The 12432-nt window shown below is 54.6% G+C and carries 13 protein-coding genes and 1 tRNA gene; all 14 read right to left on the reverse strand.

Annotated elements, in window-relative coordinates:
• Positions 1-2 precede the first annotated feature (2 nt).
• Entirely contained in the window at positions 3-1052 is a 1050-nt protein-coding gene (gene nuoH, locus ABXR19_RS00650) for an NADH-quinone oxidoreductase subunit NuoH (RefSeq protein ID WP_354599140.1), read from the reverse strand.
• Positions 1052-3385 (reverse strand): NADH-quinone oxidoreductase subunit NuoG, encoded by a 2334-nt coding sequence (gene nuoG / locus ABXR19_RS00655; protein ID WP_354599141.1) that lies wholly within the window; start codon positions 3383-3385, stop codon positions 1052-1054. The genes nuoH and nuoG overlap by 1 nt, the downstream gene beginning before the upstream one ends.
• Before the next feature lie 2 nt (positions 3386-3387).
• Positions 3388-4704: an NADH-quinone oxidoreductase subunit NuoF gene (gene nuoF / locus ABXR19_RS00660; RefSeq protein WP_354599142.1), complete on the reverse strand. Its 1317-nt coding sequence runs from the start codon at positions 4702-4704 to the stop codon at positions 3388-3390.
• On the reverse strand, positions 4701-5177 hold the full coding sequence (nuoE, locus tag ABXR19_RS00665) for an NADH-quinone oxidoreductase subunit NuoE (protein ID WP_354599350.1): 477 nt from the start codon (positions 5175-5177) through the stop codon (positions 4701-4703). Before nuoE ends, nuoF begins: the two co-directional genes overlap by 4 nt.
• 13 nt (positions 5178-5190) lie before the next feature.
• Positions 5191-6444, reverse strand: a complete 1254-nt coding sequence (locus tag ABXR19_RS00670) for an NADH-quinone oxidoreductase subunit D (protein WP_354599143.1) — start codon at positions 6442-6444, stop codon at positions 5191-5193.
• Positions 6437-7036 carry an NADH-quinone oxidoreductase subunit C gene (locus ABXR19_RS00675; RefSeq protein ID WP_354599144.1) on the reverse strand — a complete coding sequence of 200 codons (600 nt, stop codon included), beginning with the start codon at positions 7034-7036 and terminating at the stop codon, positions 6437-6439. Before ABXR19_RS00675 ends, ABXR19_RS00670 begins: the two co-directional genes overlap by 8 nt.
• Positions 7033-7527, reverse strand: coding sequence for a NuoB/complex I 20 kDa subunit family protein (locus tag ABXR19_RS00680; protein ID WP_354599145.1), 495 nt, complete (start codon positions 7525-7527; stop codon positions 7033-7035). Before ABXR19_RS00680 ends, ABXR19_RS00675 begins: the two co-directional genes overlap by 4 nt.
• A gap of 48 nt (positions 7528-7575) precedes the next feature.
• Positions 7576-7950 (reverse strand): NADH-quinone oxidoreductase subunit A, encoded by a 375-nt coding sequence (locus ABXR19_RS00685; RefSeq protein WP_354599146.1) that lies wholly within the window; start codon positions 7948-7950, stop codon positions 7576-7578.
• A 66-nt stretch (positions 7951-8016) separates the two neighbouring features.
• Positions 8017-8101: transfer RNA gene (locus ABXR19_RS00690), tRNA-Leu, on the reverse strand.
• 70 nt (positions 8102-8171) lie between these two features.
• The gene (secG, locus tag ABXR19_RS00695; RefSeq protein WP_354599147.1) at positions 8172-8513 is read right to left on the reverse strand and encodes a preprotein translocase subunit SecG; all 342 of its coding nucleotides are present in this window, start codon (positions 8511-8513) and stop codon (positions 8172-8174) included.
• 81 nt (positions 8514-8594) lie between these two features.
• A complete protein-coding gene (gene pstB, locus ABXR19_RS00700) occupies positions 8595-9377 on the reverse strand; it encodes a phosphate ABC transporter ATP-binding protein PstB (protein WP_354599148.1) in 783 nt (260 codons plus the stop codon).
• A 48-nt stretch (positions 9378-9425) separates the two neighbouring features.
• Complete coding sequence (gene pstA, locus ABXR19_RS00705; protein ID WP_354599149.1) at positions 9426-10349, reverse strand: phosphate ABC transporter permease PstA; 924 nt, start codon at positions 10347-10349, stop codon at positions 9426-9428.
• Between the two features lies 1 nt (position 10350).
• Entirely contained in the window at positions 10351-11262 is a 912-nt protein-coding gene (gene pstC, locus ABXR19_RS00710) for a phosphate ABC transporter permease subunit PstC (protein WP_354599150.1), read from the reverse strand.
• 126 nt (positions 11263-11388) lie between these two features.
• Entirely contained in the window at positions 11389-12396 is a 1008-nt protein-coding gene (locus ABXR19_RS00715; RefSeq protein ID WP_354599151.1) for a PstS family phosphate ABC transporter substrate-binding protein, read from the reverse strand.
• Positions 12397-12432 lie beyond the last annotated feature (36 nt).

Raw genomic sequence — 12432 nt, forward strand, 5'->3', positions numbered from 1 at the left:
ATTTACTTCCAGATCGACAAGGGTGACAGGATCCAGGCGCCAAGCACAAACACCCAGAGCAAGCACAAGGGGATAAACACTTTCCAGCCCAGACGCATGATCTGGTCGTAACGGAAGCGCGGAAAAGTAGCCCTGAGCCACAAGAACAAGAACAACAACACCGAGGTCTTCGCCAGCAGCCACCAGATGCCATCGGGCAAGAACCCAACTGGTGAGAGCCATCCACCCAGGAAAAATACGGAGGTGAGTACTGCCACCAGAATCATGTTGGCGTACTCTGCGATAAAGAATTGCGAAAAAGCCATGCCAGAGTATTCAACCATGTGGCCGGCAACAATTTCGGATTCGCCCTCCACGACGTCGAATGGCGCACGATTGGTTTCGGCCACTCCTGAAATGAAGTACACCACGAACATCGGCAACAGCGGCAACCAATTCCAGCTCAGAAAGCCCAGGCCCATCTGAGCAAACAACCCTTGTCCTTGCCCACGCACGATGTCAGAAACATTCAGACTGCCTGTCACCATCAGCACGCAAACCAGCGCAAAGCCCATTGCTAGCTCATAGGAAATCATCTGCGCAGAGGCTCGCATCGCACCGAGAAAAGCGTATTTCGAATTGGAAGCCCAACCGGCAATGATCACGCCATACACGCCCAACGAGGTAATTGCCATCAGATAGAGCAAGCCTGCGTTCACATTGGCCAATACCAACCCGTCAGCAAACGGCACTACAGCCCATGCGGCCATGGCCGGCATGATCGCCATGATCGGGCCAAGGAAAAACAAGCCCGTACTGGCCTTGGCCGGGGAAATGATTTCCTTGAACAGCAGCTTCATGCCGTCAGCAACCGGCTGCAGCAGGCCCCAAGGCCCGACACGATTCGGCCCGATCCGCACCTGAATCCAGCCAATCACCTTACGCTCGGCGAAGGTCATGTAAGCCACAGCGCCCATCAAGGGCGCGACAATGGCGATGATCTTGAGCAAGGTCCACACCACGACCCACAGCGGGCCGAATAGATCAGCAAAAGGTTGGAGGATTTGATCCATCAGGTGCGCTCCACGCTAAGTTCGCCGAACATGGCTCCCAGAGCCACTGTTGAGGCATGTGCTCCGGAGACCCGCACGCAGCCTTGCGGCACAGACATATCGGCCTGAGAGCGAAGCTGGATGCGGCTCTGCGAGGAACTCACTGTAACATCTGAACCAGCTTCAATACCAAACTGTGCAAGCGTAGCCGGATTCAGGCGAGCACGCGGAGCGGCCGCGTCACGCGTCTTTTGCAAAGGAGGCGAGCGACGAGCCAGAGGGTCTGTCGAGTAGATGCCGATATCCGTAATCCGCTGCAGACCCGTCGGCTCAGCATCCGCCTTGGGAACAACGCCACTCACAACATTACTCAGGCGGGCAGAGAAATCACCTGCCAAAACTTCATCCCGCACCGCATCCGAAGACTCGAAATCGAAGCCATCCAATGCAAACAAATTACCCAGTACGCGCAGCACCTTCCAGGCCGGACGCGTCTCGCCCAAAGGCTTGACGACGGCATTGAAGGATTGCAAACGACCTTCGGTATTGACGAAACTGCCAGAAGTCTCGGTAAACGGCGCCGACGGCAGCATCACATCCGCGTATTCGGCCGCATCACCGACAAAACTTCCGATATGAATCACGGTGCCAGCTTGCGCGAGAGCGGCCTTGGCCACAGCTCCGTCAGCACAATCCAGTGCAGGCTCTACTCCCAACAAGATGTAGGCCTTACGCGGCGACTCGACCATTTGACGTGCGTTCAGGCCGATCGTTGGCACCGCCTTCGTCAGGTAACCGCCGACACTGCCGGCCGCCTCACCCAAAATACCGAAACTGGCTGATGCCAGACGAGCGATCTCCGCCGACAGGATGTGTATCGAGGCGGCATTCGGATGCTGGGCGGCCAGATTCCCCAGGAGCACGGCGCGCTTTTCGCCAGTGAGAAGGACTTCCGCCACGGCCTGAGCCGCCTCACTTTGAATTGCGCTCCCAACGATCTCGGCACATTCGCTTGATACGGAAACATTCAATTTGGCGGCAAGTGCGGCGAGTACAGCAGCTAACTCAGCGACCAACTGCGCTGGAGCCACCACGCTTTGCGCCACCAGCGGAATCAGCCAGTCGTCACTCGTCACATTGACGCGCGCCAGTTTGCCGCCACGACGCACTGCCTGACGCAGGCGCTGCGCCATCAAAGGATGATCTTTACGCAGGAAGCTGCCAACAACGAGCGTCGCATCCAGCGTACTCAGGTTCGCAACCGGCATCCCGAGCCAAGGCGCGCCGGCCCGCTTGCCATCCAGCGAGAAGTCGCTCTGGCGCAAGCGCATGTCGATGTTGTCGGAGCCCAAGCCGCGCACCAGCTTCTGCGCGAGATACATTTCTTCAATTGTGCTGTGCGGAGAAACCAAAGCCGCAATTTGTTCAGCGCCAAAGTCAGTCTTGATGTCTTTCAAGCTGCGCACGATGTAATCCAGCGCAGTCTGCCAATCAACCTTATGCCACTCGCCACCGTGCTTGATCTGTGGCTCCGTCAGACGATCTGCGGAGCGCAACCCCTCATAGGAGAAACGATCCTTGTCAGATAGCCAGCACTCGTTGATTTCTTCGTTTTCCAGCGGCAGCACGCGTTTGACTTCGTCATGCTTGACCTGCACCACCAGATTCGACCCCAGCGAATCGTGCGGACTCACAGATTTGCGACGCGACATTTCCCAGGTACGCGCAGCAAAACGGAAGGGTTTGGAGGTCAACGCGCCCACCGGGCACAGATCAATGGCGTTGCCGGAAAGCTCTGAATCGACCGAGCGATCAACAAAGGCCATGACTTCAGAATGCTCGCCACGATTAGCAATCCCCAACTCCATGATGCCGGAAATTTCCTGGCCAAAACGCACGCAGCGCGAGCAATGAATGCAGCGCGTCATGTCGGTATTGATCAGCGGCCCGAGGTTCTTGTTAAACACAACGCGCTTCTCTTCCTGATAGCGCGAACCGGAAGCCCCGTAACCCACGGCCAGATCCTGCAGCTGACATTCGCCACCCTGGTCACAGATCGGACAATCCAGCGGATGATTGATGAGCAGAAACTCCATCACCGACTTCTGCGCCTTGAGCGCCCTGTCAGACTGAGTGCTGACCTTCATGTCCGCCACCACCGGCGTGGCACACGCAGGCACGGCCTTGGGCATTTTTTCCACTTCAACCAGACACATGCGGCAATTGGCCGCAATGGACAATTTCTTGTGGTAACAAAAATGGGGAATATGCGTACCGAGTTTATTGGCAGCATCCATGACGGTGCTGCCCTGGGCGACTTGCACTTTCTTGCCGTCGATTTCGATCTCTAGCATGCTCAATCCTGGGCCACGTAAATCCGGCTGCCTTCACGTTGCAATTCAACGGGAACGAGACAGCGCTTGTGTTCGATGTGATAGGCGAATTCGTCGCGATAATGCTTCAGGAACCCACGCACCGGCATTGCCGCAGCATCGCCCAGCGCACAAATGGTTCTGCCCATGATGTTCTCGGCGACGTTATCCAGCAAGGCAAGGTCATCAGCCCTGCCCTGCCCGTTTTCGATCCGATGCATCATGCGATACATCCAGCCCGTGCCTTCACGACAAGGCGTGCATTGGCCGCAAGACTCTTCGAAATAGAAATAGGACAGACGCTCCAGCGCCTTGACCATGCAAGTGCTCTCATCCATCACGATGACGGCGCCAGAACCCAGCATCGAACCGGCCTTGGCGATGGCGTCGTAGTCCATCGTCGTATCCATGATGATGCTTGCAGGCAATACCGGCGCCGACGATCCGCCCGGTATCACTGCCTTGAGTTTGCGACCACCACGCATGCCGCCCGCCATCTCCAGCAATTCAGCAAATGGCGTACCGAGACGCACCTCGTAATTCCCGGGCCGATTTACATGGCCTGAGACGGAAAAGATCTTGGTGCCACCGTTATTTGGCTTGCCCAACGCAAGAAAGGCTTCGCCGCCCATGCGCAGAATGAAGGGCACAACCGCAAAAGTTTCGGTGTTGTTGATCGTGGTGGGCTTGCCGTACAAACCAAAGCTGGCGGGGAACGGCGGCTTGAAGCGCGGCTGCCCCTTCTTACCCTCAAGCGACTCGAGCAAACCGGTTTCTTCGCCGCACACATAGGCGCCATAACCATGGTGCGCAAACAGGTCGAAACTGAACTCCGAACCAAGAATGCGCTGTCCCAAAAGGCCCGCTGCGCGGGCTTCTTCAAGCGCCTCTTCAAAGCGTTGGTATTCGGCAAAAATCTCGCCGTGAATGTAGTTGTAGCCGGCTACGCAGCCCATCGCATAACCCGCGATGATCATGCCTTCGATCACGGCATGCGGGTTGTAGCGCAGGATATCGCGATCCTTGAAGGTGCCCGGCTCGCCCTCATCAGAATTGCAGACAACATATTTCGGCCCGACGTAGGCCTTGGGCATGAAGCTCCACTTCAAACCTGTCGGAAAACCGGCGCCACCACGACCACGCAGATTGGACGTCTTCAGCAAACCGATGATTTCATCCGGCGTCGTTTTGTCCGCAATGATCTTTTTCAGCGCCTCATAGCCACCACGCTTGACGTAGTCAGCCATGCGCCAAGTGCGCTCGCCATCCAGATCAGCAAGAATCACCTTTGTTTCGCTCATTTTGACAAGTCCTCGATGAGCGAATCAATCTGCGCACAGGTCATGCGAGCGCACATCTTGTGATTGTTATGCAGCATCACCGGCGCATCACCACATGCGCCCATGCATTCACCCTCTTTGAGGGTGAACTTCCCATCAGCGGTCGTTTCGTTGAAGCCAATGCCAAGCTTCTGCTTCACATACTCAGCCGCCTCAACACCGCCTGACAAGGCACAGGGCAGATTGGTGCACACCGTAATCTTGTGCTGCCCCACCGGTTTGAGGTCGTACATGTTGTAGAAACTTGCCACCTCATACGCAGCCATAACGGGCATGCCCAAGTAGGACGCAACTTCCTCAATAGTTTCGCTGGAGAGCCAATGCATCTCCTGCTGCGCAATGCGCAATGCCCCCATCACGGCCGACTGTTTCTGATCGGTAGGATATTTGGCAATTTCGCGGTCAATTAGCCGCAAGGACTCAATGCTCAACATAGTCGGTTTGTTCTCAGCGGTCGATTTCACCGAACACTATATCCATAGTCCCGATAATCGCCACCACGTCGGCAATCATGTGACCCTTAGCCATTTCATCCATCGCAGCCAGATGCGCAAAACCCGGAGCGCGCAACTTCAAGCGCCAAGGCTTGTTCGCGCCGTCCGAAATGGCATACACACCAAACTCCCCCTTTGGATGCTCCACCCCGGCATAAACCTGGCCTTCAGGCACATGCATGCCTTCCGTGAAAAGTTTGAAGTGGTGGATCAACTCTTCCATATTGCCCTTCATCTTTTCACGCGATGGAGGCGCAACTTTGTGACTATCCGTGATGACGGGACCAGGATGGGCTCGCAGCCAGTCGATGCACTGGCGAATGATCCGATTGCTCTGGCGCATCTCTTCGATACGAACCAGATAACGGTCATAACAATCGCCGTTGGTACCCACCGGGATATCAAAATCCACACGGTCGTACACTTCGTACGGCTGCTTCTTGCGCAAGTCCCAAACGACACCCGAACCTCGCAACATGGGGCCAGTAAAACCCAGCGCCAAAGCCCGCTCCGGCGTCACCACACCCACACCAACCGTACGTTGCTTCCAGATTCGGTTATCGGTCAGCAGCGTTTCGTACTCATCGACATAGGTCGGGAAGCGCCGCGTAAAGTCATCCAGAAAGTCCAGCAGAGAACCTTCCCGCGCGACGTTGAGCTTTTTAACGGTCGACGCGTCTTTATATTTATTGACCTGATACTTGGGCATCTGATCCGGCAAATCACGATACACGCCACCCGGACGATAATACGCAGCATGCATGCGCGCACCCGAGACAGCCTCATAGGCATCCATCAGATCTTCGCGCTCACGGAACGTATACAACACCATGGTCATCGCGCCGATGTCCAAAGCATGCGTACCAATGTTCAGCAAGTGATTCAGGATGCGCGTGATTTCATCAAACATCACCCGTATGTACTGGGCACGCAAGGGAACCTGCACGCCAAGCAATTTCTCAATCGCCATGCAGTAAGCGTGCTCATTGCACATCATCGACACATAGTCGAGACGATCCATATACGGAACAGACTGAATCCAAGTGCGAGTCTCGGCCAGTTTTTCGGTTCCGCGGTGCAGCAAGCCGATGTGTGGATCGGCACGCTCCACGACCTCACCGGAAAGCTCCAGAATCAAGCGCAATACGCCATGCGCCGCAGGGTGTTGTGGCCCGAAGTTAATCGTGTAATTCCGGATATCAGCCACGGCCACCCCCGTAGGACGGCTCGCGCACGATGCGCGGCGTATTTTCACGCGGCTCAATGCTTACGGGCTGATACACCACGCGCCCCTGCTCCTTGTCATAGATCATTTCCATAAATCCGGACACAGGAAAGTCCTTGCGGAATGGATGACCAACAAACCCGTAATCCGTCAAAATGCGGCGCAAATCAGGATGCCCCTCAAACATGATCCCGAAGAAATCGAAAGCCTCGCGCTCAAACCAGCTGACCGCGGGCCAGACATCGTTCAATGTATGCAGCACGGGAAAACTGTCGTCCTGGGCATACACACGCAAGCGCAAACGCCAGTTCTTCGTCACAGACAAAAGATGAGATACCGCAGCAAAGCGGGCCGGATGGGCAATCTGACCGGCATAGCCAGCATAATCCACGCCACAAAGATCAATCAGCTGCTCAAAACCCAGCTCCTCATGATCTCGCAACTGATGAGCGACCTCAATGTAGTCGGCGGCGCTCACGTCAAGCGTCAACTCACCTAGATCGAGACTCAATCCACCCGCGCGCTCTCCGAGCACGCGAGTCAAAACCTCGGCCAAACGTTCCAGACGGGTCATTGAGCAGATACTCCCTCACGCGCGATAGTGCTGGTTCTGCGTATCTTGTTCTGCAGTTGAATGATGCCGTAAATCAAAGCCTCCGCCGTTGGCGGACAGCCCGGCACATAGACATCGACCGGCACAATGCGATCACAGCCGCGCACTACAGAATAGGAATAGTGATAATAGCCGCCGCCATTGGCGCAGGAACCCATGGAAATCACCCAGCGCGGCTCCGCCATCTGGTCATAGACCTTGCGCAAAGCGGGTGCCATTTTGTTGCACAGGGTGCCGGCAACAATCATCAGGTCAGACTGACGCGGACTCGGGCGAAACACGACGCCGAATCGATCAAGATCATAACGGGAACAGCCGGCGTGAATCATTTCCACGGCACAGCAAGCCAGACCAAAAGTCATCGGCCACAACGACCCGGTACGCGTCCAGTTAATGACGGCATCCATCGAGGTAGTCACGAAGCCTTCGCGAAAAACACCTTCAATACTCACAGAGCGCCCTTTGCTGACATAGGCGCCTGGATCAGTCGCGACGCGAGATCACTCCCAGTCGAGCGCGCCTTTTCTCCAGACGTACACGTATCCGATTACGAGAATTCCGAGAAACACAAACATTTCATAGAACCCGAACAGACGAACCGACTCAGTGCCCGCCAACTCTTTGACGATTGACGCCCAAGGCAGCAAGAACGCCACCTCAAGATCAAACAGGATAAAGAGAATCGCAATCAGATAGTAACGCACGTCGAAGCGCATGCGCGCCTCTTCGAAGGCGTCAAATCCGCATTCGTAGGGAGATAATTTTTGTGGGTCTGGTCTGTTGGGGCCTAACAGACGGCCTAAAACCATTGGTGCAACACCGATGGACAAGCCAATAGCGATGAACATCAGAACAGGAAAGTAGTTATTCAGCATTTCTGCCTCCTACAAGGAACTGCCCATCGCAAAACGCCCGCTAACATGCGGGCGTTTCATTCTCTCTGGTGCCGACGATGAGACTCGAACTCATACGGCTTGCGCCACCACCCCCTCAAGATGGCGTGTCTACCAATTTCACCACGTCGGCACTACTGAAACACTCACGGATTATATGTAACAGCCTCGAAGACCGCCACACATACCGCGTATTCTATTTTTTACTTCGGAATATCTTGACCAGGCGCGGACGCCGGCACTACAACAGGCACGACCGGAGCAGCAACGCCTTCCATCAAATCACTCGGGCCTTGCACATGCGACTTTGAGGCAAAGTAGCTAAGCGTAAGGCTCGAAACAAAAAAGAACGCTGCCAGAATTCCTGTTGTGCGACTGAGGAAGTTCGCAGAACCGGAGGATCCGAAAAGACTGCCTGATGCGCCGCTACCAAAGGCTGCACCCATGTCAGCCCCCTTGCCGTGCTGAAGAAGCACGAAGCCAATGACGGAACATCCCAACAAGATGTGCAGCACAAGCAAAAGACTGAACCAGAAGCTACCCATATTGGACCCGAGGCGCTGTTTAACGAAAGCCGGAAGTATAGACAGGCAGAGGCGCGGGGTCAACGAAAACCCGCGCCCATCCTAGCCAAATCGACCCGTGATGTAGTCTTCGGTTTGCTTTTTTTGCGGCTTGATGAACATCTGATCAGTCACCCCGAACTCCACCATCTCACCCAGATACATGTAAGCGGTGTAATCGGACACGCGTGCAGCCTGCTGCATGTTGTGCGTCACGATCAATATTGTGACCTTGTTCTTCAATTCCGTCACCAGCTCTTCAATACTTGCCGTCGCAATCGGATCCAGCGCCGAAGTCGGCTCGTCAAAGAGGATGATTTCCGGATCTGTCGCCAAGGCTCGCGCAATACACAAGCGCTGCTGTTGCCCGCCAGACAAATTCGCACCAAGGCTGTTGAGACGATCCTTTACCTCATCCCACAACGCTGCGCCACGCAGGGACTGCTCGACCTTCTCATCAAGGACTGCCCGACTCCTCTCGCCTCGCACGCGCAAGCCATACGCAACATTTTCGTAGATCGACTTGGGAAAAGGGTTCGCCTTCTGAAACACCATGCTGATTCGCATCCGCACTTCAATCGGATCAACTGCACTATCGAGCAAATTGGTGTTATCCGGATGCAAACGAATTTCGCCCTCATAACGGTTGCCAGGATACAAATCATGCATGCGATTAAAGGAGCGCAGCAAGGTCGACTTCCCGCAGCCAGACGGCCCAATCAAGGCCGTCACTTTGCGTTCATGGATAGGCATGTTCACGTTTTTGAGAGCGTGAAACGCACCATAGTGAAAGTTGAAATCCTTGACTTCAGCCTTTATCCGTTCAGGGGTGCTCACAATAGTCATCTGATGTTCTCTCTGCAAAATCGGTTCAATGGCGGCAATGCAGCAGCATTACCACTTGATATTTTTGCGCAAACGATAGCGCAGCCAGATTGCTGTGGCGTTCATCAGCAAGGTCATGCAAACCAGCACCAGGCCAGCAGCAGCAGCATTGGCCTGAAAAGCGACTTCAGGGCGTGAAGTCCAGTTGAACATCTGGATTGGAAGTACGGTAAAGGCCGCAGACGCCCAATCAAACAGCCCTGCAGTCGGCTCCCCCGTAAAAGGCGCCGACGGCAAATAAGCAATAAAGGTCACAGCCCCAACCACCAGCAAAGGTGCTGTTTCGCCAATAGCACGGGCCATGCCGATAATCACGCCCGTCAAAATTCCTGGCGCCGAATAGGGAATGATGTGATCTCGTACCGTCTGCCAGGTACTTGCACCACAGGCGTAAGCAGCCTCACGCACCATCTGCGGAATCGAGCGAATCGACTCGCGAGTCGCCACGATCACCACCGGCAATATCAGCAGAGCCAAGGTCAAGCCAGCCGTAAAGATGCTGCGCCCCAAACCCAAGGTGTAAACGAACATCCCCAGCCCAAGCAGGCCATAAACAATCGAAGGAATCCCCGCCAGATTCGAAACGTTAATCTCGATGATGTCGGTCATCCAGTTTTTCGGCGCGTACTCCTCAAGATAGACACCCGCAGCGACGCCTAGCGGAATCGCAAACGCAGCCGTGACCAGCATGACCAATACAGACCCCACCCACGCTGCCAGAATCCCGGCCTGCCCTGCCCGGCGCGACGGAAAACTACTCAGGAAATCAAGATTCAGGCGCTCCGCGCCATTCACCCACATTTCGCCAAACAAGGCCAGCAGCGTCAGCACACCTATCATCAAACAAAGAATACCCAGCAGTGCAAAAACCGCATCATTGCGCTTGTGACTTGCGATCAGATTACGAATAGCCTGAAGATCAGCGTCTTTCATATCAATACACCTCGCGATATTTTTTGCGCAATAAATGGCCCATTACATTGAGACCCAGAGTAATCACCATCAAGGTCAGGCCGGCAGCAAAAATCGTCTGATAACCGACAGAATCCTGCGGTAGATCGCCTTGCGAAACGCCGGCAATGTATGAAGCCAAAGTCATTGCTGATTCAGCCGGATTGAATGTCAGATTGGGCTGACCACCCGCTGCGACCGCCACAATCATGGTTTCCCCGATTGCGCGCGAAATTGCCAGCACATACCCAGAGCCCACACCGGAAATGGCTGCAGGAAACACGACACGCAAAGCAGTCTGCAAGCGCGTTGCTCCCATCGCATAAGAGCCCTCGCGCAGACTCATCGGTACTGCGCGCATGGAATCCTCGGCCAATGAACTGACATAAGGAACGATCATCACCCCCATTACCAAGCCGGCAGACAAGACATTGAATCCAGGCAACTCGGGAAACAAGGACTGCAAAAAAGGGGTAACCGTAATCAGAGCAAAATAGCCAAACACGATGGTGGGAATCCCGCCCAACAATTCCAGAATCGGCTTGGCGGCTTCACGCACCGCAAAACTCGCGAACTCGGAAAGATAGATGGCAATCACCGTACCGAGCGGCAAAGCAACAAACAATGCCACAGCCGAACTGGTCAGAGTGCCGGAAATCAGAACCATGATGCCGTAGTGAGCATCGTCAAACAGAGGCGTCCATTGTGTGTCGGTTAAAAAATCGACGATCGACACATGCCGAAAGAAATCCATGGACTCAGACACCAGGATATAAACAATCCCCAGCGTCGTCACCACAGAAATGAATGCAGCCAAAAACAGAATGGCCTCAATTCCGGTCTCCCGGATATTCCGCATCCTGCTCTTGCGCAAGCGATCACTTACCACACTCATGGCGCTCCCACTCTCTGCTATAGCAACTTGAATCATCTGAGTGTACCAAGCCAAACACCTGAAATCACCGAAAAAAACCCCGGGCGCCATCAAGGAACCCGGGGCTTCGCCCTTACACGCCCAAAATTACTCTTTCGGTTCGCGCTTAAGCAGATCAGAAACCTTCACACCCACTTCATTGTGACCACCAAAAGCCGTTCCAGTACGCAGCTTGCCGAAGTTATCGGCAGCATGCTTGTAGTCGGCTGCCGACAACGGAACGTACTTCACCTCTTGCGAATACTTGCCTGCATTTTTCAGGTAAAACTCGATAAATTCCTTCACTTCAGGACGCTTGGCCGAATCGGCATTCACGTAAATGAAGATCGGGCGCGCCAGCGGGTTATAGCTGCCGTCAATAACAGCCTTCTCAGAGGGCAGCACAGCCGTCTTGCCACCTGCCGGAGTAATCGCCAAAGCCTTCAGCTTGCTCTTGTTTTCTGCGTAGTAGGCGTAGCCAAAATAGCCGATACCACCAAGGTCACGCGAGACGCCCTGAACAAGCACATTGTCATCTTCAGAGGCCGTATAGTCGCCGCGTGAAGACTTGGACTTGCCGACCGTAGCTTCGGTGAAGTATTCGAACGTCCCGGAATCTGTGCCGGGGCCAAACAGCTTGAGCTCCCGATCAGGGAAAGCTGGATTAACTTGCTTCCAATTGGTAATTTTGCCTTGTGCAGCCGGCTCCCACATCGCCTTCAACTCTTCGACCGAGATGCTGTTGAGCGGATTTTTTTGATTGACGACCACCGTCAATGCATCAAACGCAACCGGCAATTCCACATACTTGACGCCGGCAGCCTTGCAGGCTTCCATTTCTTTTGCCGTAATCGGGCGCGAGGCATCCGCCACATCGATACGCAAAGAGGCATCGGCGATACAGAATTTCTTGAAGCCGCCGCCGGTGCCGGACATACCCACAGTCACCTTGACAGCGCCTTTTTTCAGCTTCTGAAAGTCTTCAGCTGCCGCCTCTGAAATCGGGAACACAGTGCTGGAACCGTCGACCTTGACGACTGTTTGAGCCTTGGCGGCCAGAGCGGAAAAACCCGCTGCAATCACAATGGCCATGGCGGCCAGCTTGAAACCATTCATTGAATTTCTCCTATCAAGTTGGATCGGATCACCAAC

The sequence above is a fragment of the Uliginosibacterium flavum genome (assembly GCF_040566545.1).
Taxonomy (GTDB): Bacteria; Pseudomonadota; Gammaproteobacteria; order Burkholderiales; family Rhodocyclaceae; genus Uliginosibacterium; species Uliginosibacterium flavum.